Annotated in this window: 22 protein-coding genes and 2 tRNA genes; 8 read left to right on the top strand and 16 right to left on the bottom strand. The window is 70.2% G+C overall.

What is annotated here, in order from left to right; translation table 11 throughout:
* Positions 1 to 25 precede the first annotated feature (25 nt).
* Positions 26 to 101: transfer RNA gene (locus DEU37_RS03910), tRNA-Thr, on the bottom strand.
* A gap of 226 nt (positions 102 to 327) precedes the next feature.
* Here DEU37_RS03910 and DEU37_RS03905 point away from each other — a divergent pair.
* From DEU37_RS03905 to DEU37_RS03895, 3 genes are all read left to right on the top strand, one after another.
* Complete coding sequence (locus DEU37_RS03905) at positions 328 to 1,221, top strand: MetQ/NlpA family ABC transporter substrate-binding protein (RefSeq protein ID WP_121189331.1); 894 nt, start codon at positions 328 to 330, stop codon at positions 1,219 to 1,221.
* 77 nt (positions 1,222 to 1,298) lie between these two features.
* Positions 1,299 to 2,333 (top strand): methionine ABC transporter ATP-binding protein, encoded by a 1,035-nt coding sequence (locus tag DEU37_RS03900; RefSeq protein WP_121189635.1) that lies wholly within the window; start codon positions 1,299 to 1,301, stop codon positions 2,331 to 2,333.
* Positions 2,326 to 2,985 (top strand): methionine ABC transporter permease, encoded by a 660-nt coding sequence (locus tag DEU37_RS03895; protein ID WP_121189330.1) that lies wholly within the window; start codon positions 2,326 to 2,328, stop codon positions 2,983 to 2,985. Before DEU37_RS03900 ends, DEU37_RS03895 begins: the two co-directional genes overlap by 8 nt.
* A gap of 3 nt (positions 2,986 to 2,988) precedes the next feature.
* Here DEU37_RS03895 and DEU37_RS03890 read toward each other — a convergent pair whose 3' ends face one another.
* From DEU37_RS03890 to DEU37_RS03850, 9 genes are all read right to left on the bottom strand, one after another.
* Entirely contained in the window at positions 2,989 to 4,569 is a 1,581-nt protein-coding gene (locus tag DEU37_RS03890; protein ID WP_121189329.1) for an alpha/beta hydrolase, read from the bottom strand.
* Positions 4,566 to 5,753 (bottom strand): DNA polymerase III subunit delta', encoded by a 1,188-nt coding sequence (locus DEU37_RS03885; RefSeq protein ID WP_121189328.1) that lies wholly within the window; start codon positions 5,751 to 5,753, stop codon positions 4,566 to 4,568. Before DEU37_RS03885 ends, DEU37_RS03890 begins: the two co-directional genes overlap by 4 nt.
* 130 nt (positions 5,754 to 5,883) lie before the next feature.
* On the bottom strand, positions 5,884 to 6,507 hold the full coding sequence (gene tmk / locus DEU37_RS03880; RefSeq protein WP_121189327.1) for a dTMP kinase: 624 nt from the start codon (positions 6,505 to 6,507) through the stop codon (positions 5,884 to 5,886).
* Complete coding sequence (topA, locus tag DEU37_RS03875; protein WP_396652194.1) at positions 6,504 to 9,143, bottom strand: type I DNA topoisomerase; 2,640 nt, start codon at positions 9,141 to 9,143, stop codon at positions 6,504 to 6,506. The genes tmk and topA overlap by 4 nt, the downstream gene beginning before the upstream one ends.
* A 127-nt stretch (positions 9,144 to 9,270) precedes the next feature.
* Entirely contained in the window at positions 9,271 to 9,597 is a 327-nt protein-coding gene (locus DEU37_RS03870; RefSeq protein ID WP_121189325.1) for a helicase, read from the bottom strand.
* A 49-nt stretch (positions 9,598 to 9,646) separates the two neighbouring features.
* Positions 9,647 to 9,982, bottom strand: a complete 336-nt coding sequence (locus tag DEU37_RS03865; RefSeq protein ID WP_121189324.1) for a pilus assembly protein — start codon at positions 9,980 to 9,982, stop codon at positions 9,647 to 9,649.
* Positions 9,979 to 10,215 (bottom strand): DUF4244 domain-containing protein, encoded by a 237-nt coding sequence (locus DEU37_RS03860; RefSeq protein ID WP_121189323.1) that lies wholly within the window; start codon positions 10,213 to 10,215, stop codon positions 9,979 to 9,981. Before DEU37_RS03860 ends, DEU37_RS03865 begins: the two co-directional genes overlap by 4 nt.
* Before the next feature lie 38 nt (positions 10,216 to 10,253).
* Positions 10,254 to 11,201, bottom strand: a complete 948-nt coding sequence (locus DEU37_RS03855; RefSeq protein WP_121189322.1) for a pilus assembly protein TadB — start codon at positions 11,199 to 11,201, stop codon at positions 10,254 to 10,256.
* On the bottom strand, positions 11,198 to 12,304 hold the full coding sequence (locus tag DEU37_RS03850; RefSeq protein WP_121189321.1) for a TadA family conjugal transfer-associated ATPase: 1,107 nt from the start codon (positions 12,302 to 12,304) through the stop codon (positions 11,198 to 11,200). Before DEU37_RS03850 ends, DEU37_RS03855 begins: the two co-directional genes overlap by 4 nt.
* A 400-nt stretch (positions 12,305 to 12,704) precedes the next feature.
* Here DEU37_RS03850 and acs point away from each other — a divergent pair, with 400 nt between their 5' ends.
* Positions 12,705 to 14,675 carry an acetate--CoA ligase gene (gene acs / locus DEU37_RS03845; protein ID WP_121189320.1) on the top strand — a complete coding sequence of 657 codons (1,971 nt, stop codon included), beginning with the start codon at positions 12,705 to 12,707 and terminating at the stop codon, positions 14,673 to 14,675.
* Positions 14,676 to 14,693: 18 nt separating this feature from the next.
* Here acs and DEU37_RS03840 read toward each other — a convergent pair whose 3' ends face one another.
* The 5 genes from DEU37_RS03840 to DEU37_RS03820 all read right to left on the bottom strand — a co-directional run bounded on the left by DEU37_RS03840 (position 14,694) and on the right by DEU37_RS03820 (position 21,356).
* Entirely contained in the window at positions 14,694 to 15,065 is a 372-nt protein-coding gene (locus DEU37_RS03840; protein ID WP_121189319.1) for a PLD nuclease N-terminal domain-containing protein, read from the bottom strand.
* Positions 15,066 to 15,092: 27 nt separating this feature from the next.
* On the bottom strand, positions 15,093 to 19,835 hold the full coding sequence (locus tag DEU37_RS03835; RefSeq protein ID WP_121189318.1) for an HtaA domain-containing protein: 4,743 nt from the start codon (positions 19,833 to 19,835) through the stop codon (positions 15,093 to 15,095).
* Between the two features lie 114 nt (positions 19,836 to 19,949).
* Positions 19,950 to 20,417 (bottom strand): neocarzinostatin apoprotein domain-containing protein, encoded by a 468-nt coding sequence (locus DEU37_RS03830; protein WP_121189317.1) that lies wholly within the window; start codon positions 20,415 to 20,417, stop codon positions 19,950 to 19,952.
* A gap of 256 nt (positions 20,418 to 20,673) precedes the next feature.
* Positions 20,674 to 21,141 (bottom strand): RidA family protein, encoded by a 468-nt coding sequence (locus tag DEU37_RS03825; protein ID WP_121189316.1) that lies wholly within the window; start codon positions 21,139 to 21,141, stop codon positions 20,674 to 20,676.
* A complete protein-coding gene (locus tag DEU37_RS03820; protein WP_121189315.1) occupies positions 21,138 to 21,356 on the bottom strand; it encodes a DUF4177 domain-containing protein in 219 nt (72 codons plus the stop codon). The genes DEU37_RS03825 and DEU37_RS03820 overlap by 4 nt, the downstream gene beginning before the upstream one ends.
* Positions 21,357 to 21,443: 87 nt before the next feature.
* Here DEU37_RS03820 and DEU37_RS03815 point away from each other — a divergent pair, with 87 nt between their 5' ends.
* The 4 genes from DEU37_RS03815 to DEU37_RS03800 all read left to right on the top strand — a co-directional run bounded on the left by DEU37_RS03815 (position 21,444) and on the right by DEU37_RS03800 (position 25,942).
* On the top strand, positions 21,444 to 24,023 hold the full coding sequence (locus DEU37_RS03815; RefSeq protein ID WP_121189314.1) for a transglycosylase domain-containing protein: 2,580 nt from the start codon (positions 21,444 to 21,446) through the stop codon (positions 24,021 to 24,023).
* Positions 24,020 to 25,015, top strand: a complete 996-nt coding sequence (locus tag DEU37_RS03810; protein WP_121189313.1) for a metallophosphoesterase — start codon at positions 24,020 to 24,022, stop codon at positions 25,013 to 25,015. The genes DEU37_RS03815 and DEU37_RS03810 overlap by 4 nt, the downstream gene beginning before the upstream one ends.
* A 16-nt stretch (positions 25,016 to 25,031) precedes the next feature.
* A tRNA-Pro gene (locus tag DEU37_RS03805) sits at positions 25,032 to 25,105 on the top strand.
* A 72-nt stretch (positions 25,106 to 25,177) separates the two neighbouring features.
* Entirely contained in the window at positions 25,178 to 25,942 is a 765-nt protein-coding gene (locus tag DEU37_RS03800) for an HAD-IIB family hydrolase (RefSeq protein ID WP_121189312.1), read from the top strand.
* A gap of 2 nt (positions 25,943 to 25,944) precedes the next feature.
* On the opposite strand, the gene DEU37_RS03795 is transcribed toward DEU37_RS03800, so the two are convergent.
* Complete coding sequence (locus DEU37_RS03795) at positions 25,945 to 26,682, bottom strand: FadR/GntR family transcriptional regulator (RefSeq protein WP_121189311.1); 738 nt, start codon at positions 26,680 to 26,682, stop codon at positions 25,945 to 25,947.
* Between the last annotated feature and the right edge of the window lie 2 nt (positions 26,683 to 26,684).

The raw sequence follows: 26,684 nt of genomic DNA, 5'->3' as shown, positions 1-26,684 counted from the left end.
GGTCTCCCCGATGTCGGTGAAGAAGTGGAGCCGCCTAAGGGAATCGAACCCTTGACCTATTCATTACGAGTGAATCGCTCTGCCGTCTGAGCTAAGGCGGCGCAAGGAGCCGGAGCGCCATGCACGATGATCGATCTTACAGGGTCTCAAGCCTCGTCGCGAACCACGAAGACGACGGGCCCACCCGGGCGGTGTCGCCATGTTACGCAGCGATTCTGCAGCGCAGATGAACTCTGCCTACCGTCGATCAGGCACCGCAACGAGGCGAGCGCGGACAGCCGAGAGATCCCGCGCGATGCGGTGCCCCGATCCACAAGGAGCACCACCATGTCCCGAAAGTCCCTGGCCGCCATCTTGGCCGTTCCCCTCGCCCTGCTGCTGAGCGCCTGCGCGTCCGGTGCCGCCGCTCCCGCCGACGGCACCGCCGGCGCGCAGGGTCCCGTCCGCATCGGTGTCGTCGGCGCGGGCGACCCGTACTGGCAGACGTACAAGGATGCCGCGGCCGCCGAAGGGATCACCGTCGAGATCGTGAACTTCGACGCCTACGACCAGCCGAACCCGGCCCTGTCCGCGGGCGAACTCGACCTCAACCAGTTCCAGCACATCATCTACCTCGCGACCTACAACGTGAAGGCGGGCGACGATCTGGTTCCGGTCGGCGCGACCGCGATCTACCCGCTGGGCCTGTACTCGACGAAGTACAAGAGCGTCGCCGACATCCCCGACGGCGGCACCATCGCCATCCCCAACGACGAATCCAATCAGGCCCGCGCGCTTCTCGTGCTCCAGTCGGCCGGGCTGATCTCGCTCAAGGACGGCGGCTCGATCTTCTCCACCCCCGCCGACATCCAGCCCGGGTCCAAGGCGAAGGTCGAGGCCGTGGCCGCCGACTTCACGGCATCCTCCCTCCCCGATTTCGCCGGAGCCGTCGTCAACAACGACTTCGTCGCGAAGTCCGGACTGGCCAAGGACCAGCTTCTCGCGCAGGACGACCCGTCCGATCCCGCGGCCTTCCCGTACATCAACATCTTCGCCGCCAAGGCGAAGGATGCCGACAACCCGACGTACCAGAAGCTCGTGAAGATCTACCAGGAGACGGCATCGGTGCAGCAGGGTGTGCTCGAGGCATCCGGCGGCAGCGCCGTGCTGCTGAAGACGCCGGTCGCCGACCTCGTCAGCGCGCTCAAGAAGACCGAGGACGACATCCGCGCGACGCAGTGACCATCGCGGTGTGCGGCCGGGCTCTCTCGCCGGGCCGCACACACGTGCGTGCCGACCACCGACCCGAGCGAGATTTCATGAGCTTCATCCGGCTGACCTCCGCGACCAAGACCTATCCCCCGCAGACGAAGGGCGCCGCACCGGTCGTCGCCCTCGACGACGTCTCGCTCGAGATCGCCGCCGGGGAGGTGTGCGGGGTCATCGGCTATTCGGGAGCCGGCAAGTCCACCCTGCTGCGGCTGCTCAACGCACTCGAGACCCCGACGTCGGGGACGGTCGAGATCGACGGCGCGGACATCACGCGGTTCGGCGAGCGGCAGCTTCGTCGCCTGCGGGCCGACATCGGCATGATCTTCCAGCAGTTCAACCTCTTCGATTCCCGCACCGTCGCGGGCAACGTCGCCTACCCTCTCGAGGTCGCCGGCCGACCGCGCGACGAGATCCGTCACCGCGTCGCGGAGCTCCTCGACTTCGTCGGGCTGACGGCGCGTGCGCGCGCGTACCCCGAGCAGCTCTCGGGCGGGCAGAAGCAGCGCGTCGGCATCGCCCGTGCGCTCGCGACGAATCCCCGCATCCTCCTGGCCGACGAGGCCACGAGCGCGCTCGATCCCGACACCACACAGGAGGTGCTCGGCCTGCTCAGGCGGATCAACCGCGAGCTCGGTGTGACGATCGTGCTCATCACGCACGAAATGGAGGTGATCCGCAGCCTCGCCGACCGGGTCGTCGTGATGGAACACGGCCGAGTCATCGAGACGGGGCCCGTCTTCGACATCCTCTCTGCGCCGCAGCACCCCGCGACGGCCTGCTTCGTCGCGAGCGTCATCGACGATGTTCCCCGCGGGGACGAGCTCGCCGCGCTCCGGGCACGCCACGACGGACGGATCGTCACGCTGAACGTGACGGAAGGAGCAGCGCAGGCCGACGTCTTCGCCGCACTGTCCGCCCACGGCGTGCGCTTCGAGGTCGTGCACGGTGGCATCAATGACATCGCCGGGCAGGTGTTCGGCCACCTGACCCTCGCCGTGACCGGGGACGAGGATGCCGTCGCCTCCGCGCTCGTCGCGGCATCCGTCCACGCACCGCTGATCGAGGAGGACACCCGTGGATAGGCTCATCGAGCTCCTGCCGTTGCTGTGGGACGCGGCCCTCGAGACCCTCTACGTCGCGACCGCGGCGCTGCTGTTCGGAGGAGCGCTCGGCCTCGTCCTGGGCATGGCCCTGTACGCCACTCGCGCGGGCAGCCTCTTCGCGAACCCGGTGGTCTTCGGCATCCTGAACGTGATCGTCAACACGTTCCGACCGATCCCGTTCATCATCCTGCTGCTCGCGATCCAACCGGTCGCACGCGGCATCGGCCTGCCCGGCATCGGGGTGCCGTTCGCGATCTTCGCGATCACGATCGCGTCCCTGTTCGCGATCAGTCGGATCGTCGAGCAGAACCTGCTCACGGTGCGCCCCGGCGTCATCGAGGCGGCGCGCGCGGCCGGTGCCAGCCGGTCGCGAATCCTCTTCCGCCTCGTTCCGCGCGAAGCGCTGGGTCCCCTCATCCTCGGCTACACGTTCGTCGTAGTAGCCCTCGTCGACATGACCGCGATCGCCGGCGTGGTCGCCGCGGGCGGCCTCGGCGAGTTCGCCATCAACTACGGTTCGAAGCAGTTCAACCCGTGGGTGACGTGGTCGGCGGTGCTCGTCATCGTCGTGATCGTGCAGCTCGTGCAGTTCCTCGGCAACGGGCTCGCCCGCCGCGTGCTGCGCCGGTAGCGGTCAGCAGGTCAGGCCGTTCGTCGGAACGGTGCCGTCGACGAGGTAGGACTCCACCGCCTTGTCGACGCAGGCGTTGCCCTTGTTGTATCCGGTGTGACCCTCGCCCTGGCGGGTGATCAGCACGCCTGAAGACAGCTGCTGCGCGAGCGACACCGACCACTCGTACGGGGTGGCCGGGTCGTTCGTCGTGCCGACGACGACGATCGGAGCCGCCCCATCGGCGGTGATCTTCTCACGCACGCCGGTGGGCGGATACGGCCACACCTCGCAGACGTCGACGCCCTGCCAGTACGGGGCGATCGTCGGCGCCTTCTGCTTCACGAGTGCGTCCGCGGCATCCTTGTCGGCCTGCGCGGTGTCGAGCGGGTAGTCCATGCAGTTGTAGGCACGGAACGCCTCGGTGGAGTTGTCCTGATAGGTGCCGTTGGAGCGCGCGTAGTAGAAGTCCGCGAGCTGGAACGCCGTGTCGGGCTTGCCGGCGAGGGCATCCGACAGAGCGGTGGACAGATACGTCCAGCTGTCCTGCGAGTACAGGGCGGCGATGATCGCCGTCATCAGCGTGTCGGCGCCGAGCTTGCGGCCGTCCGAAGCGGTGAGCGGCACGCGGTCGACGCTGGCCAACAGGGTGCCGAGCGCCGCCATGCCCTCATCGACCGTGCCGGAGAACGGACAGCTGCGGCTCTGCAGGCAGTCCGCCATGTACGCCCGCAGCGCCGACTCGAATCCGATCGCCTGCGTCGTGCTGACGTCGAGCCCGGAGACCGACGGGTCGATCGCGCCGTCGAGCACGAGCCGCCCGACGCGCTCGGGGAACAGCTTCGCGTAGGTGGCGCCCAAGAACGTGCCGTAGGAGTACCCGAGGTAGTTGAGCTTGCTGTCTCCGAAGACCGCACGCAGCAGGTCCATGTCGCGCGCCGCATTGTCGGTCGTGATGTACGGCAGGATGCCGCCGCTGTTGGCCTCGCAGGCCGCGACGAAGTCGCGGTTTCGTGCTGTCAGCTCGTCGGTCCACCCCTGGCTGCCGCGCGGATCGGCGGGAATGTCGAAGAGGTAGGCGTCCATCGCTGACGGGTCGAAGCACCGCACCGCGGTCGAGCGGCCGACGCCGCGGGGGTCGAAACCGATGACGTCGTAGGCGTTCGACAGCGCAGAGCCCACCGCGAACGACGAGGACTGGGCGATCAGGTCGTACCCGCTCGCGCCCGGACCTCCCGGGTTGGTCAGGAGTGAGCCGATCGGCGCCCCGTCCGTCGCGGCGCGTCGGATGACGGCGAGATCGATCGTCCCGACGGCAGGGTCGGACCAGTCCAGCGGGGCCGTCACCGTGGTGCAGTCGAAGCGGCCGGCATCGCTCCCGGTGCACGCCTTCCAGTCCAGCGTCTGCGCGTAGAACTGCTCGAACCCGGCCGGAACGCCCTCGACGTCGGGCTGGCGGCTCGGCGCCGGCGTGGCCGCGCTCTCGGGCGGGATCGCCGCATAGAGGCATCCGGTGAGCATCGTGGATGCCGCGGCGACGGATGCGACCGCGATCAGCGCACGGCGGATGAGGGTTCGGCGGGGACGGCGGGGTGTCTCGGTCACAGGGTCCTCCCGCTCGCGACGGTCACGAGCATGCTCTCCAGGGCCAGGGCGGGGGCGGCGTTACCCTCCAGGTTGGTGCGGGTGGCGGCGATCGCGTCGAGCACGACGAGCGTCCGCGGGGCGCTCCACGCGGCCGCGAGTGCTGCCAGCGCGTCGGCCAACTCGCGGTTGATGAGATCGTCGTCGCGGCCGAACTGCAGCATCAGGACGTCGCGGAACATCGACTCGAGATCGGTCAGGACGCGGTCGATGCCGTCACGCAGACTCCGGGTGGCCCGGCGCTTCTGATCGTCTTCCAGCGCGCTGAGCTGGCTGCGCACGGCAGGCGGCACCGCGGCTCCCGGAGTGATGCCGAGCGTCCGCAACAGTCCCTCCCGCTCGGCCTCGTCGCGCTCGGTGGTCAGCGCCTTCGCGTCGTCGGTGGCCAGCTGCACGATGCGCGCCGCTGTTTCGACCGCGGACCCGACTCCGCGCACCGACATGACGGCGCGGAGGGTCTCGTCACGGCGCGCCCGCGCGTCGGCATCCGTCGCGAGGCGCACGGCCATGCCGATGTGACGCTGCGACAGGCGCGCCGCCTGCTCGGCGGTCTGCTCGTCCACACCCGTGCGGGCGACGATGAGCCGGGCGACGTCGGCGATGTCGGGCTCGCGCAGGCGCAGTGTGCGCACGCGCGAGCGGATCGTGGGCAGGAGGTCGGCCTCGCTGGGCGCGCAGAGGATCCACACCGTGCGCTCGGGAGGCTCTTCGAGTGCCTTGAGCAGCACGTTGCTGGTGCGTTCGATCATGCGATCGGCATCTTCCATCACCATGACGCGGTACCGACCCAGCGACGGCGAGAAGTAGGAGCGTTCCACGAGGGCCCGCGCATCCTTGATGGAGATGATGACGCCCTCGGTGCGCAGCGCCGTGAGGTCGGGGTGCGTTCCCGCGAGCACCTGCCGCATGGCCGCCTCGTCGCCCGGTTCGGCGATGAGCGCGGCGGCGAAGGCCGCCGCCAGCGTCGAGCGGCCCGATCCGGCCGGACCCGTGATCAGCCAGGCGTGGGCGAGCTGGCTGGGATCGGATGCCGCGGCCTGCAGCTGCTGCAGCGCCTCGTCCTGTCCCCACACCTCGCCCCACGGCACCTCACGCACGCCACCGCCCGGTTCCCGCCCCGTGGCAATCGCCGCCTCCGCCGTCATGCCCCCAGCCTACGTGCCCGCACCGACAAGCCCCCGTCCCCCCGCCCGCCCTCCCGCGAGCCGCCATGATCATGCGCACCGGAGCGTGGCGGCTCGGCGAGAAGACAGCGGCTCGGCGAAGGGGGCGGGGTCAGGACAGGAGGTGGTGGAGACGGGCGCGCACGGCGGCGGCGAGCTCGTCGGCGGGCAGCGCGGCGTCCAGCACCAGGAAGCGGGCGGGGTCCGCCGCCGCAAGGGCGAGGAACGCGGAGCGCACGCGCTCATGGAACTCGCTCTTCTCGGCCTCGAGGCGGTCGAAGGGCTTGTCGGCCGCATCGAGACGGCGCCGCGCGGTCGCCGGATCGAGATCCAGCAGCACGGTCAGATCCGGCAATGCTCCCTCGGTCGCCCACATCGACAGATCGCGCACCTGCTCGGCATCCAGCACTCGTCCGGCGCCCTGGTAAGCCACGGAGGAATCGAGATAGCGGTCCTGGATCACCACCTCGCCGCGCGCGAGCGCGGGCCGCACGAGCGTGGCGACGTGCTGGGCGCGATCTGCGGCGTACAGCAGGGCCTCGGCCCGCGGCGAAACCTCACCCCGATGGTGAAGGACGATGTCTCGGATGAGGACGCCGACCTCGGTGCCGCCGGGTTCGCGGGTGCGCACGACCGTGCGCCCCTGCTGGCGCAGCCAGGTCTCCAGCCGCGTGGCCTGCGTGGTCTTGCCGGTGCCGTCGCCGCCTTCGAAGGTGACCCAGAGCCCCCGGGTCATTTCTTCTTGGCGGCCGGCTTGCGCGTGGTCGTCGCCCGGCGGGTCGTGCGCTTGGGCGCAGGGCCCTTGGCGCGCTTGTCCGCCAGCATCTGCACAGCCACCTCGAACGTGATGTCATCGGCGGTCTGCCCACGCGGGATGGTGACATTCGTGGTGCCGTCGGTGACGTACGCGCCGAACCGGCCGTCCTTGATGCGGATGGGCTTGGCGGACACCGGGTCGGCTTCGAACTCCTTGAGGAAGCTCGCGGCGCGGTTCGCGTACTTCGGCTGCGCGTAGATCTCCAGAGCCTGCTCGAGCGTGATGTCGAAGATCTGGTCCTCGCTCGTGAGCGACCGCGAGTCCGTCCCCTTCTTCAGGTACGGACCGTAGGGACCGTTCTGGGCCGTGATGGGCGCCTGCGTCTCGGGGTCGACGCCGACGGTGCGCGGCAGCGAGAAGAGCTTCAGAGCGGTCTCGAGGTCGATCGTCTCGGGCGACATGCTCTTGAACAGCGACGCACGACGCGGTTTCGGCGCTTCGACCTTCTTCTTCGCGACGCGCTTCTTCGGAGCCCCCTCAGCCACCACCGGCTCGGGCTCGGGCTCGGGCTCGGCGGGCAACACCTCTTCGAGGTAGGGGCCGAAGCGTCCGTCCTTCACGACGATGTCGCGCCCGTTGTCCGGGTTCTGCCCGAGCACGCGGTCGCCGGCGATCGGGGCGTCGATGAGCTCGCGCGCCTTCTCGGGGGTGAGCTCATCGGGGGCCAGATCGCCGGGGACGTTGACGATGCGGGTCGTTCCGTCGTCGTTGGGCACGTCGAGGTACGGCCCGTAGCGTCCGAAGCGGAGGGTCGCGACGTCGCCGATCTTGGTGGCGTTGATCTCGCGCGCGTCGATCTCGCCGAGGTTGTCGAGGATGTGACGGAGGCCGACGTGGTTCTCGGAGCCGAAGTAGAACTCCTGCAGCCACGCCACGCGCTGCTGCTCGCCGCGGGCGATCGCGTCGAGGTCGTCTTCGAGGGCGGCGGTGAAGTCGTAGTCCACGAGGTCGGCGAAATGCTCCTCGAGCAGCCGGACGACGCTGAACGCGAGCCAGCTCGGAACGAGCGCCTGACCCCGCTTGGTGACGTACTCGCGGTTGATGATGACGTCGATGATGCTCGCGAAGGTGGACGGGCGGCCGATCCCCTTCTCCTCGAGCGCCTTGACGAGCGAGGCCTCGGTGTAGCGGGGCTTCGGGCTCGTCGCGTGGCCCTTGGGCTCGACGTCGCGCAGCGAGAGGACGTCGCCCACGGCCAGCGCCGGAAGCGACTGATCGTCGGACTTGTCCGCGTCGCCCCGCTTCTCATCGCGCCCTTCCTCGTAGGCCTCGAGGAAGCCCTTGAAGGTGTAGACGGTTCCCGACGCGGTGAAAGCGGCCACGCGGCCGGCGGCCTCGGTCTCGAGGGTGACCGTGGTGGTCTCGTACTTGGCGTCCGACATCTGCGAGGCGACGGTGCGCTTCCAGATGAGTTCGTACAGACGAAGCTCGTCGCGGTCGAGCGAGGACGCGACGGATGCCGGGGTGCGGAACGACTCCCCCGACGGTCGGATCGCTTCGTGAGCCTCCTGCGCGTTCTTGCTGTTGTTGCGGTAGCTGCGCGGGTTCGCCGGCACGGCCTTGTCGCCGTACAGGGCGACGGCCTGCGTGCGCGCCGCCGTGACCGCCTGTGTCGACAGGGCGGTCGAGTCGGTGCGCATGTAGGTGATGAAGCCCTTCTCGTAGAGCCGCTGCGCGACGCCCATGGCGTGCTTGGCGCTCATCGAGAGTTTGCGTCCTGCCTCCTGCTGGAGAGTGGACGTGGTGAAGGGGGGCTTGGGGCTGCGTGTGCCGGGCTTTGCCTCGACCGCGGTGACGGTGGCGTCGCCGCGCGCTTCGATAGCGGAGGCGAGCTCGCGCGCCTGCGTCTCCGTCAGCACGACGACGGCCTTCTTGAGCTGACCGGCGTCGTCGAAGTCCGTGCCGCGGGCCAGCGGCGCACCATCGAGGCGGGCGAGTCGCGTGGCGAAGGACTCCTGTCCAGAGGCGGCGAGCGCCTCCACGTCCCAGTACGAGGCGGAGACGAACGCCATCCGCTCACGCTCACGGTCGACGACCAGGCGGGTGGCCGCCGACTGCACGCGCCCGGCGGAGGTGCCCTGACCGACCTTGCGTCGGGTGACGTCAGAGACGTCCCACCCGTACAGACGGTCGAGGATGCGGCGGGTCTCCTGAGCGTCGACCAGCGCGAGGTCGAGTTCGCGGGTGTTGTCGACGGCGGCGCGGATGGCGTCCTTCGTGATCTCGTGGAACACCATGCGCTTGACGGGGACCTTGGGCTTGAGCGCCTCGAGCAGGTGCCACGCGATGGCTTCGCCTTCGCGATCTTCATCGGTGGCGAGCAGGAGCTCGTCGGCGTTCTTCAGGGCGCGCTTGAGCTCGGCGACGGTCTTCTTGCCGCGCTCGCTCTCCACGTAAAGAGGAGTGAAGCCGTTCTCGATGTCGATCGAGTACTTTCCGACCGAGGTCTTCTTCAGCTCAGCGGGGATGTCCTTCTTGTCCGCAAGGTCACGAATGTGACCGACCGAGCTGAGCACCTCGTATCCGTCGCCCAGGTATCCCTGGATCGACTTCATCTTCGTCGGCGACTCGACGATGACGAGCTTCTTGCCCCCAGCACTCTTGACAGCTGCCACGTGGCGTCCTTTCTCCGATGCACACCATACACACCGCCCGATGGAGAAGACGCTGGGAGCGGGCCGGTCATTCCTGCCCCGGCGGCGGTCCGGCACGCGCCCGAGCCTCGCCGCCGAGCAGGCCGGCGCCGACGCGGACGCGCACGGTGGCGGTCGTTTCGGCGAGCGTGCACGCGATCAGATCCGCCCCCACCGAGGCGGCGACCTCGGCGGCACGATCGCACGGCACGCCGGTGGCTGCTCCGGTCGCGGCGTCCGCAGCGGCCAGAGCAGCAGCATCCGCCGCCCCCGCCGCACGTGCGGCGTGGACCGACGCAGCGCCGACCGCGCCGACTCCCATCGCAGCGGCGGCGGCGACCGCGAGGGCCCCGATGGCGGCGGCGGACCCGGCCATCAGGTGACCCTTCCGGCGCACAGGTCATCCGTACCCGCGAACGTCATGGTCACCGTCCTCCCACGAGTGCGCAGGAACGCGCGCTCTGCTCAGGAAGCGGAAGCGGCACGCCGGGGACGGCGGACGCCGTCACGCACACGAGGTCACCCTCCGCGGCAATCGCATCGACACGCGCATCCGCGATGGCCGCGACGACTTCTGCAACGCGACCGGGCTCCCCGCGAGCGGCGAGTCGCGCGGCCTGCGCGACCGCGTGTTCCAGCCGCACGAGGCGACCGACCACGCTCAGCGACCCCGCGGTCAGGGCGATCAGGAGCACCACCGCGGGCACGATGACGGCGAACTCGGCAGTCGCGGATCCGCCATCATCGCACCGGCGGATCATGCGACGGTCAGCGCGCGGCGGACGAGGTCGGTGAGGATGCCGCGGACCTCATCGCTGCGCATGATCATGACGAGCAGGCCAGCGAAAGCCACGGCGGCCATGGTGGCCACGGCGTATTCCGCGGTGGCGGCTCCGGACTCGTCGGCGTACAGCTCGCGCGCGCGTCGCAGCGTGAGCGGCGGCAGGGCGACGGGCCCGCCGATCGTGACGGTGGTGGGCGAAGGATGGAACATGCGAACTCCTGCTTTCTCTCGATATGGACGGGGGCACGTCAGGCCGCGGCGAGTCCCGCGGACGTGAGGAGGAGGGGCGTCGACCCGCTGAGGACCGAGATCAGCAGAGGGGCGACGCCGAGCAGAAGGAACGCGGGCAGAGTGCACACGCCCATCGGCAACAGCAGCCGCGAACTGAGTCGAGCGGCGCGCAGCCGCCCTTGCGTGCGCGCACTGCGACGCTGCTCGGCCGCGTCTGCGCGCAGCAGCTCGACGGCGCGCGCACCGGCGCGTTGCGAGAGCCGAAGCACCGCACGGACCTCCGTCTCAATCTCGCCGGCGCCTGCAGCGGAGGTCACGGTGAGTGCACGCTCGAGGGACACGCCCCCGCTGAGAGCGATCGCCACGATCTCGCTCTGCAGTCCCGCCAGACGCGGGTCGGGCTCGGCCCGCGCGACGAGGCGCACCGTCCAGAGGCGCGCCGCGAGCATGAGCGCGGCACCGGCGACCACGCAGCCGATGCCGACCGGATGCACGAGGACCGCGGCCACGTCGAAACCCAGAGCGAGCCCGAGAACGATCGCGACAGCGGGCAACCACGCGACGAGGCGCGCCGTCGCCCGCGGATCGGCCAGAGCCACGGCGACGTCGTCGCGCACCTCTGCGGCCGATCGCAGAGCGCCGGCGAACTGACGAAGGCTCGGCGCAAGCGGAGCCCCCACCGTCTGGGCGACACGCCAGGCCACCGCGACGTCGGCCCAGCAGCCTCCGAGGCGACGCATGCTCTCGGCGGGATCGAGCAGCGGGTGCTCATCCGGACGCGGGAGGGCGCCTCCGACACCTTCACCGTCGGGTGCGACGTCTCCGAGCATCCGCTGCGCCGTGACATCACCGTCCTCTGCCAACAGCGTCCACGCCCGCGCCGGCGCGACACCGGCCTCCAGCAGAACGGCGAGCCGCTGGAGCGTCTCGGCGGCATCCGCGGGCCCGACCGTCAGGACGCTCATGGCACCGCCGCCATCTCCAACCGACCATGCACGTCGAGCGCGGGCCGAGCGAAGCCGGCGACGCGACGGATGCCATCCGCACCGCGCTCGACGTGCACGATCACACCGATCGCGCTGACGACGTGGCGGGCGAGCGCCCGGTCGTCCATCCCGGCGAGCGCACCGAGCGCTTCGAGTCGAGCCGGAAGATCGACGATGCGGCCGACGTGCACCGTGCCCGCTCCGCCCTCGTGGCCCGTGTTCAGCGCGGTCAGCAGCTCGCGGACCTCCTCGCCCCGGCACTCCCCCACGACCAGGCGATCGGGCCGCATCCGCAGGGCTTCGCGCACGAGGCGCGACAGCGACACGGCGCCGGCCCCTTCGAGGTTGGGTTGGCGCGCCTCGAGCCGCACGTGGTGCGGATGGTCCACCCGCAGCTCGGCGACGTCCTCGATCGTGACGATCCGCTCGTGGGCGGGCACGCGGCCCAGCAGCGCAGACAGCAGCGTCGTCTTCCCCGCCCCCGTCGCACCCGACACGAGGATGTTGCGGCGCTCCGTCACCAGCTGCTCGAGCCGCCGGCGGGTCTCAGAATCGCAGAGGCCGCGCCGAGCGAGCTCGTCGAGGTCCGGAACCTCGACCTGGGGCAGACGGATCGAGATGGCCGCGCCCGTGCACGAGACGGGTGGGAGCACGGCGTGCACGCGCGCGCCGTGCTCCCACCTCACATCGACCACGGGGGACGCGTCATCGAGGTGTCGCCCGCCGACGCCGACGAGCGCGACGGCGAGCTCGCGCAGCTCCTCGGCATCCGCCCGCCATCCGACCACCTGCACCGCGCCGGCCCCACGGTCGACGAACAGACCGTCCGTGCCGTTGATGAACACGTCCGTCACGTCGGGATCGCTCAGGAGGTGACGAAGCGGGTCGAGGGCCGGATGATCGGGAAGGCGCCGGCGGCGCGCGCGGCGCAGCGGAACCGGCGCTGAGGGCGTCGTGGGCACCGCCGCGGCGGCGGGGGCACCCGCGACGGCCTCAACGCCACATCCGTCGACGGGGAACCGGCGCACCGCCTCCGGAGCGCGACGCGCGCCGCGGCGATGGGCGATGAACGGCTCGGACATACCCCGACGCTAAGAGCGCCCCTTCCGAGGGGACAGCGAACGGCGGCATCCGTGGAGGAACGCATCGACCGCCGGCCCTGGGGAGGAACCCGTGGGCGAAAAGAGAGAGGGCGGCATCCCATAGGGGGAGATGGGATGCCGCCACGCGACATCCCGGAATCGGGGGTGGTCGGGAGTCGCGCTGCCTGAATCAAAGTTCGGCCGCATTGAGCTTACGCAGACGATCCGCACCACTCCACTCGAAAAGGCGTGTCGGAGCTGATATATCGGTGGAACCACCGACCCACCGCGGGGCGCCGTCGCCCCCTCCTTCCGGAGGTAGTGCCGTGTCGTGCGTCGTCGCTAGATTTCGTGAATCGTCCGGGACCCGATCCCGTCACCGCCGCAAAGGAGCGCGCAGATGAGCAGCCAGATCGACCACCTGCTGAATGAAACCCGCCGGTTCGCCCCCTCCCCTGAGTTCGCCGCGGATGCCGTCGCCACCGCCGATCTCTACGCGCAGGCGGATGCCGATCGCGACGGCTTCTGGGCCGAGCAGGCTCGCAGCCTGCACTGGCACACCCCGTTCACCCAGGTCCTCGACTGGACCAACCCGCCGTTCGCACGGTGGTTCGCGGACGGCGAGCTCAATGTGGCCTACAACTGCCTCGATCGCCACGTCGCGGCCGGCAACGGAGACCGCGTCGCGCTGCTGTGGGAGGGCGAGCCTGGCGACGAGCGACGCATCACCTACGCGGAGCTGACCGAGGAGGTCAAGCGGACCGCGAACGTGCTCGAAGGGCTCGGCATCGGCGTGGGAGACCGCGTCGCCATCTACCTGCCGATGATTCCCGAGGCGATCGCCGCCATGCTCGCCGTCGCCCGGATCGGCGCCATCCACTCCGTGATCTTCGGGGGTTTCTCGGCCGACAGCCTGCGCTCGCGCATCGACGACGCGGGAGCGAAGCTCGTCATCACCGCGGACGGCGGCTACCGCAAGGGACGCGTATCGCCTCTCAAGCCGGCCGTCGATCAGGCGCTGGGAGACCGCGGTGCCGGACCGCAGGAGAGCGTGGAGCATGTGCTGGTCGTGCGCCGCACCGAGAACGACATCTCGTGGACCGAGGGGCGCGACATCTGGTGGCACGAGGCGGTCACCGCGGCATCAGCCGAGCACGACGCTCGACCCTTCCCGGCGGAGAACCCGCTGTTCATCCTCTACACGTCGGGAACGACAGGAAAGCCCAAGGGCATTCTGCACACCTCGGGCGGCTATCTGACGCAGGCGGCGTTCACGAACCGCGTGGTGCATGACCTTCACCCGGCATCCGACGTGTTCTGGTGCACGGCCGACATCGGCTGGATCACCGGACACTCCTACGTCACCTACGGCCCGCTGGCCAACGGCGCCACCCAGGTGCTCTACGAGGGCACGCCCGACACCCCCCATCCGGGTCGGTGGTGGGAACTGGTGGAGAAGTACGGTGTCACGATCCTGTACACCGCCCCCACGGCGATCCGTTCGTTCATGAAGCTGGGTCGCGAGATCCCGCAGAGGTTCGATCTGTCCTCGCTCCGTCTGCTCGGTTCGGTGGGCGAGCCCATCAACCCCGAGGCGTGGATGTGGTATCGATCGATCATCGGCGGCGAGACTGCCCCCATCGTCGACACGTGGTGGCAGACCGAGACGGGCGCGATCATGGTGTCCGCACTGCCCGGCGTCACCGAGACCAAGCCGGGATCGGCTCAGGTGCCGCTTCCCGGCATCGGCATCGACGTCGTCGACGATGAAGGCACGCACGTCGGCAACGGCAACGGAGGGCTGCTCGTCATCACCCAGCCCTGGCCGTCGATGCTGCGCGGCATCTGGGGCGACCCCGAGCGCTTCGTCGAGACCTATTGGGAGAAGTTCCACGACAAGGGCTTCTACTTCGCCGGCGACGGCGCGCGCCTGGACGAGGACGGCGACGTCTGGTTCCTCGGCCGGGTCGACGACGTGATGAACGTGTCGGGGCACCGTCTGTCGACAACGGAGATCGAGTCGGCGCTCGTGGGCAACGAGGCTGTCGCCGAGGCGGCGGTGGTCGGCGCCGCCGACGAGACGACCGGCCAAGCGGTGGTCGCGTTCTGCGTGCTGAAGGAGTCGTTCCTCAAGGCTCACGACGTCGACGGCATCGTCGACATCCTCCGCCGATGGGTCGGCGAGCAGATCGGCCCGATCGCCCGACCGCGCGACGTCTACATCGTGACCGAGCTGCCCAAGACCCGCTCGGGCAAGATCATGCGACGGCTCCTGCGCGACGTGGCCGAGGGGCGCGAGGTCGGCGACACGACGACGCTGGCCGACACCATGGTCATGAGCACGATCCAGTCGAAGATCACGAAGAAGTAGCGCCGGCGGCCGGCGGGCTCAGTCCCCGCCGCCTTCCTGCGCGGCCCGGCGACGGCGGATCTCCGCCTCGAGCCGGGCCGCGCGCTCCTCGCGCTCCAGGTCCGCGAGCTGCTGCTCGGTGCTGCGCGTGTCCCGCGGGCGGGATGGCGCGGCATCCGGCTCGGGCTCGCGCGACCATCGCCGCGGGTCACCGAAGCTCATGGCCTCCGACGCCGGCGCCCACTCCCTCCCGAGGGCGAACCAGAGGATCGAGCCGACGAGCGGCAACAGGACGATGAAGACGATCCAGGCGAACTTGGGCAGGTGGCGGACCTGGTCGTCACGGCGCGTGATCGCGTCGATCAGCGCCAGCACCATGATCACGAAGACGAGGAGAGCGAGGGTCGGCATGACATCCACTCTGTCGTCGCTCGCGCGTCACTGCAACGCCTCCGTGTTCCTGCGCCGCCGCGACACCACGCTGGTGACGACCGATCCCCCGGCCGCGAACAGCAGCGCCACGGCGCCGATCAGCGCCCATCCCCACACCGGCATCGCCGACCCCGCGGCGTCCGCGGAGGCGCCGGAGGCGGAGACCCCGCTGTCGCCGGGCAGCGCCTGCGCGGCGCAGTCGGTCACCGTGATGGAGAAGGCGATCGGGTCGAACGCGGTGCCCGCGGGGTAGTTCGGAAACGCCGTGGAGCCCTGGGCCGTGATCGTCGTGGGAGCACCCGTGACGGTGAGCGTGCTGCCATCGCGCGTGAGCTGCGCCTGCGAGAGATCGATGTCGACGAACGGCACCGCGCTGACGGTGACGACGTGGTCGGTGCGCCCGGCGAGCGCGTCCTCCATCGTCACCCCCGACACGTCCAGCAGCAGCTGCGCGTGCGCGTCGTCGACGAGACGGATGCGGGGGTTTCCGACGGTGGTCCGCAGCAGCCCGTCGTGGCCGGTGAAGGTCACTGTTCCGGCGAAGTCGACCTGTCCGGTCATGGCCGTGAGCTCGGCGGTGCCCGTTCCGCCGCGCCACTGGAACACCGGGGTCGTGTAGGCGGCGCCGTCGGAGACCTCCCACGTGCCGTGCGCGATCGATCCGGAGATGTAGGAGCGGAACGACTCCTTGAACCCCCAGTCGATCGACGCGTCCTGCACGGTGCAGCCGCTCACGGGCAGGGGCGCGAGCACCGTGATCGGCGCGCCGAGCGCGAGGTCCTTGCCCTGGAACGTGAGCGTGTGCTCCCCCGGCGACAGCGTCGCCGGCAGCAGTCCGCGCCACGTCGCGACACCGTCGGCATCGGCCGTGAGCGCCTGCTCGAGGATGACCGGCGTCGAGTACACGACGACCTTGATGTCGGTCTCGCCCGGCGCGAACCCTGCGCCCGACGCCGAGATCTCGCCGCCGGCGGGCACGCCCGCGGCATACCTCGCGTCGATCGTCAGCCCGGTCCGGGACGGCGGGTCGGCCGGTGCCGCCCACGCGGCGACGGCGCTGGCCGCCGCGACGGTGCGCGCCTGTCCGCCGGCGCCGGGGGCGGCATCCGCGCCGACGACGAACGTGACGGCATCCATCACCGTGCCGGGCGCGTAGAACTGCGACGAGCCGTAGGAGAACACGCCCGCGCCGGACGCGGTGAGGGTCGCCGGCACCGACGAGTAGGCGATCGCGCCCTCCGCGTCGCTGCGCGTGCCGGCCGACAGATCGAGCGCGGCCAGTTCGGTGCGCCGCCCCCCGACGCTCACGATGAGGGCCGCGCTGGAGGCGGAGTCGATCCGCACCTGCGGATCGGAGAACGTCAGATCCAGCACCCCGGCGTGGCCGGTGAAGCGGACGGATCCGCCGTAGCTGGCGGTGCCGCGCCCGTCGGTCAGGGCGCTGGCGGTCTGGCCGAAGCGGAAGAGGCCGTCCTCCGCGCTCGCACCGCCGGACACCGCGATGGCCCCCTTCGCGATCGGCCCGGTGATGTAGCTGCGGAACGAGCTCTTCACGCCCCACAGCAGCGCGCCCTCGCGCGCGGCGACGACCGTGGTCGGCGCGCTCGGCGCGACGACCGGCGGGGTCACCACCGGCGTCTCGGGCGTCACGGGTGTGCTGGGGATGCCGGCGCCCGAGAACCCGACCGCGAAGGATGCCGGGCGCTTCGCGGCATCCATCGATCCGCCGGTGGAGTAGAAGTACGCCGCCAGGTGCGTCGTCGTGTGGAAGTCGACGAACGACTGCGGCCACGCGCCCCACCCCGACCCCGTCCGCACCTGGGCGGTGCCGCCGCGAGGATCGATCTCGACGCCCGCGAAGTCGGGAGTGACGACGATGCCGCGCTGCGGGTCGACCACGACGCCGCGGAACGTCGCGACGGTCACGCCCTGGCGCGCGGCGACCGCTTCCTTGGGCTTGTCGGGGTTCGCCATGTCCCCCGCGTAGCCGGACAGGTCGGCGGTCAGGGTGCCGGTGCCGTCTGCCGCGACGGCCAGCCGCGGTGCGGTCAGCGTGAATGGAACGAGACCGTCGTAGAAGTTGACGCTCGCCGTCCCCGGCCAGGCGATGGTGGTGGCCCCGCCTGCCTCGATCACCGCCGTGCCGCCGGTGAACCGCATGACCTGAGCGGCCTGCCCGCCCGCGCCGATGTGCGCACCGCGGGTGTCCCAGGTCGCTGCGGTGCTCGCGCCGTCGGACGCCCGCTGCAGGATCTCGATACCGTCGGCGGACACGCGGTAGGTCGTCGCAGTGCCGTCGGAGACGCCGGCGGAGAAGTAGTTCGCGGTGCTGCCGTTCGGCGGGCGGTGCTGCCACTCCGGAGCACCCGTCCACTCGAGGGCGACCCCGGAGTAGGTGGTCGTCTCGGGAACAGTGGGGCGCTCGCGCACGGTGACGCTCGCCTCCGCGCTGTAGACGGTGTCGACGCTGTTCGTCAGTCGGGCGCGGTAGACCGCGCCGTCGTCGCTCGCCGCGGCGGCGGCGATCCGCAGGCGCGTGCCGTCCACCCCCTCGACGACATCCGTCCACCCGTCGCCCGTCCGGCGCTGCCACGTCACCGTCGGCGCGGGGTTCCCGGTCGCCAGAACCGAGAACTCGTAGGGCTGACCCGCGTAGACGGTCGTCGCGGTCGGCTGGGCCTCGATGATCGGCGCCGTCGTCACCCGGATCGTCGCCACCGCGCTGGCCACGCGGCCACCGGCGGTCGTGAACACGGCACGCACCTGGGTGCCGTCACTGTTCACGGTCGCGTTCAGCGCGAGCAGCGGCGCGGTCTCGCCGGGGATGTCGCTGAAGCGCGTGGCCCCCGCGGGCCGCAGCTGCCACTGCACCTGCCCGGAGCCGGTGGCCTGGAAGGCGATCGGAGCCGCCGCGGTGCCCGCGGGCAGCGTGAGCGTCCGGTCCGCGGGGTCGGCAGTGACGACCGGGGCGGTGCCGACGAGATCGAGGCGCTGGATCGCGCGCCGCGAGGTCGCGGCATCGGTCACCTGCACGATGACGGCGCCGTCCGGCAGCACGGCGAACACGTCGCGGCTGAGCGCGTCGCGGGCGTAGCCGGCGATCGGGATGCTCGAGATCAGACGGTGCTCGCGCAGCACGTCGATGGCGGTGGAGGTCTGGCTGAGCACGTAGTCGAGCCCGTGGGCGGGGTCGGAGCCCGCCTGATCGGCGTACCCCTGGATGCCGAGGGCCACGTCGTTCGCCAGCATGCGCGGCGTCCCGTCGACGACGTCGAGATAGCCGACCACGCCCGTCCAGTTGGCGCCGTAGAGGAGCACGCCGCCGTCCGCGGCGCGGGTCGCGAGTTCGTACGCGAAGTACTGGTTCCACTCCGCGACATACGGCTGGACCGTCGGGACGCTGCCGTCCACGAGCGACACCGCGGCCGACCCCGACGCCGCGACGAGATGGCGCGCGGGCAGCGGCCTGCCGTCGGCGAGGCCGCCGACGGCGAGGTAGCTGCCGTCGCGGAGCGCGATGAGCGCGCCGCCCGCCTTCGCCGTGTTCGCGCCGAACAGCGCGGCCGCACGCTGCGCGGTCGTCAGCGACGCGGGCAGCACGATGGGAACGGACGAGAGCGCCCCGTCGCCGCCGGCGGAACGGGTGAGGGTGAACCGCTCGGCCGCGGTGCCTCGGGTCTGGGTGACGATGGCGACCTCACCGACCACCGGGTTCCACGCCATCGCGTTGAGGGTGTACGCGCTGCCGGTGATGGTTCCGACGACGGCGGCGTCGTAGTGGTCCCCGCTCAGGGTGAGCGCGGTGAGGGTCGCGTCGCCGCCGCGCACGCCGCCGACGTTCGTCCGCACCTGGGTCAGGACGAACACGCGGTCGGATGCCGGGTCGTTGACGACCGCGTATGTCGCCGATGCCGCCAGTGCGATCTGCGTCACGGCGACGGGCGCGAGCGTCGCGGGGTCGAGGGCTCGCACACTGATGCTGGTCGCGGTCGTTCCGGCGCGCTCCACCAGGTGCACGGCGTGCGCACCGACGAGGACGTCGCGGCCGGCCGGGTCGGCGGCGCCCACCCACGTCGCACCCGCGGTGAACGCGGGCGCACCGGGCGTGCTCCAGTGCTCGCCGAGGTCGGGCGCGCCGCCGGGACCGGTGTAGGTCAGCGACACCGGGTCCATCGTGGTGCCGACGGGGTACAGGGGGAATCCGTCGCCCGCAACCGTGGGCAGGGCCGGCCAGGTCGTGGCGCCGCCCTCCGTGGTCGGCGTCGCGCCAAGGGCATCGACCGTCGCGATCACGACGTCGCCGTAGTGGGTGATCGCGCCGCCGGGGGTGTCGCGGGAGATGCCGTCGTAGTCGCCGCGGATCTCCTGGTGCTCGGCGGTGAGGACGAGACGCAGGTTCGAGAACGTCGAGTCCAGCAGGCAGCCGGTGAACGCGGATGCGTCGTCGCAGTAGGCCGCGAACCGCACCGTGCCCGCGAGGCGGAGCGTGAGCGCGTTGCCGGCGTCGTCGAACGCGCCCTCGGCGACGGGGAAGTCGAAAGCACCGTCGTCGGCGCGGGTGACGCCGCCGGTCATGATGACACCCGAACCGATGTAGTTGCGCCAGGACTCCTTGACGCCCCAGTGGACGGTTCCGGAGGTGATGTCGGTCGTCGCGGCGACGGCGGGCGAGGGCGCGAGCACGGAGAGAAGCCCGGCGATGAGGGCGAGGACGGCGGCGAAGACGGGGATGCGGCGGAGCGCGGACATGCGGGAATACCTCGGTCGGGTGTGAAAGCTGTCGGATGCCGCTACGACGTGACGACGCGCGGATCGGCGGGTGGGGTCGAGCGGTCGACCCCACCCGCGAAGGTCGGGCGTCGGCTACTGGTCGACGCGGAACGAGACGCTCTCGTCGACGATCTGCTTGTTGCTGCCGTGGGTGGCGACCTTGATGGCGCAGGCGTCCGTCGCCGTGCAGTCCACGCTCGCCGGCTGCCCGGGCGCCTTGGCATGCGTGTTCGCGCCGTTGCTCTGCAGCACGACGGTCGCGGTCAGCGAGCCCGCGGCATCCGTCGTCACCGACTGGAAGCCGGCGCAGGCGGGGATGCCGAAGAGGTAGGAGGCGTTCGCGCACAGCCCGACGTAGTACTCGGTGTTCGCCGCGAGGCCGGTGACCGTCGTGGTGGTGGCATCGCCGTCGACGAAGTAGCGCGCGCCGGCGGCGTCGACCGCCGGTGCGGGGCTGAGGTCGGTCGCGGCGAAGGCGGGAACGCCGACGAGTCCGACGAGGGCGAGGCTCAGCCCGGCGATCGAGGCGGCGATCGTGCGCTTTCGCAGAGTTCGGGACATCAGGGAGTACTCCAATCGTTAGGGTTGGAGTGCCTCTCGGCACTCGGTGGAACGCCCGCACTCGTGCGGGCGCTCGATGAGCCGATGAGGTGCCGGGGCGGCTGCCGCTACCAACAGTCGCCGCCCCGGCTCTCACCAAGCTCTTAGGTAAGGCTAACCTAATTCTGAGCCATAGAAAAGTGCCCACCGTCGGAATCGACGATGGGCACTTGTCACGGGCGCCGCGGGTGGCGCCGCGGCGTTGCGGTGCGGGCGCTCAGGCGAAGGAGAAGACGACCTCGACCTCGACGGGGCTGTCCAGCGGCAGCACCGGCACACCGACGGCGGATCGGGCGTGACGCCCGGCGTCGCCGAAGATCTCGCCGAGCACATGGCTGGCACCGTTGATGACCCCGGGCTGTCCGGTGAACTCCGGCACCGATGCCACGAAGCCGGTGACCTTGACGACACCGGTCAGGCGGTCGACGCCGCCGACCACGTCGGCGGCCGCCGCGAGCGCGTTCAGCGCACTCTGGCGCGCGAGCCCCTGAGCCTCGGATGCCGCGACGAGCCCGTCGCGCTCCCCCACCTTGCCGGTGGCCGGCAGCGCGCCGGCGACCATCGGCAGCTGACCGGACGTGTAGACGAGGTCGCCGTGGACGACCGCCGGGACGTACGCGGCGACCGGCGGGACGACAGCGGGCAGCTCGATGCCGAGCTCGACGAGGCGGGTGGAGACGCTCATGCTCCCTCTCCGAACTGCTGGGCAGCCACGGCGGCCGCTCCGAGACCGGCGTTGGCCGCTCCGCCCCCGGTGGGACGCTTGAAGTAGGCCACGAGCCCGCCTTCGGGGCCGGGGACGACCTGGACGAGCTCCCACCCCTGCTTTCCCCAGTTGTTGAGGATGGCGGCGGTGTTGTGGATCAACAGCGGGGTCGTGAGGTACTCCCACGTGGTCATGCGAACTCCCGGAAATCGGCGCGGCGTACGGGGGCGCGCCCCGGTGCACCGAGGGATCCCCCAGGGTTCTCCCTTACGATCAACCCTATGCCCCAACTCAAACGGACGGCCACCGGTGTGCTCGGTGGCATCGCGGGACTCGTCGGTCTGAGCGCCATCGCCGGCATCCTCGTCACGGCCACCGTGACTCCGGCGATCGCGGTCTCCGGCTACGCCGCTTCCAGCGCCCTCGACACGTTCGAGAACATGCCGGGCTTCCTCCAGATCGATCCGCTCATGTTGCCGACCGAGATGTACCGCAAGGACGCCAACGGCAACGATGCACTGATGGCGGAGTTCTACGACCAGAACCGCATTCCGGTGACCTTCGACCAGGTCAACCCGGTGATGTACGACGCGATCACCTCCAGCGAGGACAAGAACTTCTACACGCACGGCGGCGTCGACCTCGTCGGGACGCTGAGCGCCCTGGTGGGCAACGCCTCCAACGGCTCGAATCGAGGCGGCTCCTCCATCACTCAGCAGTACGTCAAGAACGTGCTGCAGCAGAACTGTGAGAGCAAGGCGCAGAACTCCGACGAAGTCGCCGCATGCTACGCCACGACGACGGCCAACCAGGGGTCCGAGGGATACCAGCGCAAGCTGCAGGAGATGCGGTACGCGATCCAGCTCGAGAAGCAGTACTCCAAGGATGAGATCCTGCTGGGCTACCTCAACATCACCAACTTCGGTGGCCTGGTCTACGGGATCGGCGCCGCGGCGCAGCACTACTTCGGCGTCTCTGCCGCCGATCTGACGATCGCGCAGGCGGCGACCATCGCCGGCATGGTGCAGGCGCCCAACGTCTACCGCATCGATATGCCAGAGGGCTCCACGACCGACAAGGCCGGCAACCCGGTCAACAGTCAGGCCGACGGCTACTCCCTGACCCTCGATCGACGCAACTACGTTCTCGGCCGGATGCTGGCCAACGGCAAGATCTCGCAGCAGGAGTACGACGACGCGATGGCCTCGCCCATCACGCCGAACATCACGAACCGCAGCCAAGGCTGCCAGAACGCGACGGGTGCCGAGTTCTTCTGCGAGTACGTGCGCACGATCCTTCTGAAGGACCCTGCCTTCGGCGCCGACGACGACACGCGCGCGGCGAACCTGCGCCGCGGCGGCATGAAGATCTACACGACGCTCGACCCGACGCTGCAGGACGAGGGCCTGAAGGCCATCTCGATCGTGCCGGCACACGTGGACTACATGAACCTCGGAGCCTCTGCCGTGCAGGTGGAGGTCGGCACCGGACGCATCCTCTCCATGGTGCAGAACCGCCCGTTCTCGACGGACGATGCCGCCGTCAACGCCCCCACCACGCAGGTGAACTACAACGTGCGTGAGGAAAACGGCGGCGGCGGAGGTCACTCCGCGGGCTCGACCTACAAGATCTTCAGCCTGTTGAACTGGCTCGAGCAGGGTCACTCCGTCAACGAGACCCTGAACGGGCGCATCGGCCCGAAGAAGGTCGACCAGTGCGACGGGACGATCCAGAACGTGGTCGCCGGCAACAACGGCAACGGCCAGATCGGAAACTTCGAGAACAACTCGGGCTACGTGGGCACGGTCTACAACTTCACGAGAGACTCCCTCAACTCCGGGTTCCTCACGATGGCGGAGAAGATCTCGGTCTGCAGCACGAACCGGCTCGCGATGAAGATGGGCGTCATGACGGGCAGCGGCGGGGCGCTGGATACGACCAACTACGCCTACAACGTGCTCGGCGACCAGGCCGTGGCACCCATCGACATGGCCCAGGTCTACGCCTCTGTCGCCGCGAAGGGAACGCTGTGCCCCTCGAAGGCGATCGACAAGGCGATCGATGCGCAGGGTAAGGACATCACCCCGCAGATCACGTGCCAGCCGGCGATGAGCGAAGCGGTCGCGGCCACCGCGGCGTACACGCTGCAGGGCGTCATGACCGGAACCGGCTCGGGCGCCCAGATCGGCGATGGCATCCCGGTCTTCGGCAAGACCGGTATCCACGAGTACCTGCACACCTGGATGGACGGCTCATCGACCAAGGTCGCGACCGTCGTCTGGGTCGGAAACGTCGAAGGCACCGACCTGCTGAGCGACCACTCCGAGAACGGCTACGTCCTGTCGCGGATCCGCAACTCGATCTGGCCCGCGATGCAGGGAGCCGCAAACGCCAAGTACGGCGGCGACCGCTTCCCCGACCCGGATACCGCGCTGACCAAGCGTCAGCTCACCGACCTGCCGTCGGTGATCGGCATGACCGTCAGCCAGGCGCAGCAGACGCTGAGCACGGCCGGATTCTCGGTGACGGTGGGCGACCCGGTCGACGGAACCGAGGCCGCAGGCACGATCATCCAGCAGGATCCCGGTGCGGGCAAGGTCGCCGGCGGAACGACCGTCACGATCCGCCCCAGCAACGGGCAGGGCATCGCCGTTCCGGCCGTGAGCGGCAAGCCCGCCGACGCGGTCGCCAACCTCAAGGCGCAGGGCTTCAGCAATGTGGGCCAGCAGTGCACCGCCTCGCCCACGGCTGATGACAACGGCACCGTGACGGGAACAGACCCTGCCGCGGGAACCGTGGTCAACCGCGGCACGCAGATCACCGTGCAGTACCAGGCCAAGAACTGCGGCGGACGTCCGTGACGTCGGCACGCACCGCCCTCGCCGCCGTATCGGCGGCGGGGGCGGTGGCCGTCGGCGCCACCATCTGGGGAACGTGCATCGAGCGCTTCCTGTTCACGGTCCGTCGCCACGAGCTCGACATCCTGCCGGCCGGGTCTGCCTCACTGACGGTGCTCCACCTCTCCGATGCCCATATGGCGCCGTGGCAGCATCGAAAGCAGCAGTGGATCGCTCTGCTCGCCGACGCGGTCCGACCGGATCTCGTCGTGAACACGGGAGACAATCTCGGCCATGCCGAGGGGCTCCGCGGCATCCGTTCCGCGTTCGCGCCTCTGCGCGGCGTGCCGGGCGTCTTCGTCCACGGTTCGAACGACGTGAGCGGACCGTCGGCCCGGAATCCTCTCAACTACTTCCGCGGCCCTTCGGGCGGCCCGCACAACGTCGAGAGACTCGACACGGCGGCGATGGACGCCTACTTCACCGATGAGCTCGGCTGGACGAACCTGAACAACACCGCGGCCGTCGTCGAGGCCGGTGGCCTGCGGCTGGAGACCTTCGGGGTCAGTGACGCGCATCGCGAGTGGGACGATCTGCCCGCGCTGCCCGCCGCGATCGCGGCCGCGCGACGCGGTCGCCCCTTCCACGCCGCGCGCGATGCGGATCTCGTGATCGGCGTGACGCACGCGCCGTATCAGCGCGTCCTGGACCGGTTCGTCGAGCTGGGCGCCCAGGCCATCTTCGCCGGGCACACGCACGGCGGTCAGGTGCGCGTCCCCTTCTCCCCCTCCGCGCTGGTCGCCAACTGCGACATCCCCCTCGACCAGGCGCGCGGTCTCAGCACATGGACAGCCGCCGGACGCCGTGTGCCGCTGAACGTCTCGGCCGGGCTCGGACACTCGATCTATGCCCCGGTGCGCTTCGGATGCCGCCCAGAGGCGTCGGTGCTCACGCTGCGCGCACGGCGTGACGACGACGGCCTGCTCGATTCGTCACGAGGGGCATCGACGGGGTAGACTCGGAGGGTTGCCACGGGGTGTGGCGCAGCTTGGTAGCGCGCTTCGTTCGGGACGAAGAGGCCGCAGGTTCAAATCCTGTCACCCCGACAGCAGAGAGGCTCCGCCTGGAGAGATCCGGGCGGAGCCTTTCGCGGATCACTCACCGGATGGGAGCACCCGATGACCACCCCCCGCCTGATCGCCTTCGATCTCGACGACACGCTCGCCCCCTCGAAGAGCGCCATCAACCCCCGCATCGGCGAGCTCCTGCTCGAGCTCGCGGCGCGCGTCGAGGTGGCGATCATCTCCGGCGGCCAGCTCCAGCAGTTCCAGTCGCAGGTCGTCGAACGGCTGCCCGCAGCGGATGCCGAGACCCTCGACCGCTTCCACCTCATGCCCACCTGCGGTACGCAGTACTACCGGCTCGAGGAGGGCGGCGTCCGCACGGTGTACGCGCACGCGCTCACCGACGACGAGAAGTCCCGCGCGCTCGCTGCCGTCGAAGAGGAGGCGCGCCGCCTCGGCCTCTGGGAGGCCGAGCCCTGGGGCGAGATCCTGGAAGACCGCGGCTCGCAGATCACCTTCTCGGCTCTCGGCCAGAGCGCTCCCCTGGAGGCGAAGATGGCCTGGGACCCGACGGGCGAGAAGAAGAACGCGCTGCGCGACGCGGTGGCCGCGCGCATTCCCGATCTCGAGGTCCGCTCCGGCGGCTCGACGTCGGTCGACATCACCCACCGCGGGATCGACAAGGCGTACGGCATGCGCAAGCTCGCCGAAGTCACCGGCATCCCCCTCGACGACATGCTGTTCGTCGGCGACCGTCTCGACGAGCACGGCAACGACTACCCGGTCCTGGCGATGGGCGTGACCTGCCAGGCCGTGGACGGCTGGGAGCACACGGCCGCCTATCTCACCGACCTCATCCCGACGCTGGCGCGTCGCTGACGTCAGCCGTCGACAGCCACGACGGCGGTCGACGGGGCCGGCATACCGGCATCGGCGTAGTAGGCGGTGATGTGGGCGCGCACGAGCTCACGGGCGCGCTCCGCGTCGCCCGACTCGATCGCGCCGAGGATGTCGCCGTGCTCGCGGTGCAGTCGCTCCACGGTCGCGTCCCAATCGGAGATCCGACGCGCGCCGGCGCGGATGTAGCTCTCGATCGTCGTGCGAAGACCGGCCATCGTCGCGGCGACGACGAGGTTGCCCGCGGCATCCGTCAGACGCAGGTGGAACTGCGCGTCGAGCGCGAGGAAATCGTCTGCCGTCAGCTGCTCGTCCTCCATGGCGGTGAGGGTCGCCCGGGCTTCGGCGAGATCGGGCTCGTCGAGATCGGCCAGGTGGGCGACCGCCCACTCCTCCAGCAGGAGCCGCGTCTCGTACACGTCGGGGATGGGAAAGCCCTGCGCCGCGACCTGCAGACGCAGCAACTGTGCGAGACCACCGTGCGGGGTGGCGGTGACGATCGCGCCCGCGGTGGGGCCTGAGCCCGTCGCGGTGCGGATGAGCCCCATGACCTCCAGCACGCGGAGGGCTTCGCGGACGCTGGAGCGGCCGACGCCGAGGGTGGCAGCCAGCTCACGCTCGGGCTGCAGACGGTCGCCCGGCCCGAGGGCGCCGCTGAGCAGGTCGGCCTCGATCTTCTCGAGCACGACGCGCCAGGCGCGGGCTGGGGTGTTCTCCGTCATCG

This window comes from Microbacterium sp. AG790 (assembly GCF_003634765.1).
GTDB lineage: Bacteria > Actinomycetota > Actinomycetes > Actinomycetales > Microbacteriaceae > Microbacterium.
This window is presented reverse-complemented; position numbering and strand designations above follow the sequence as displayed.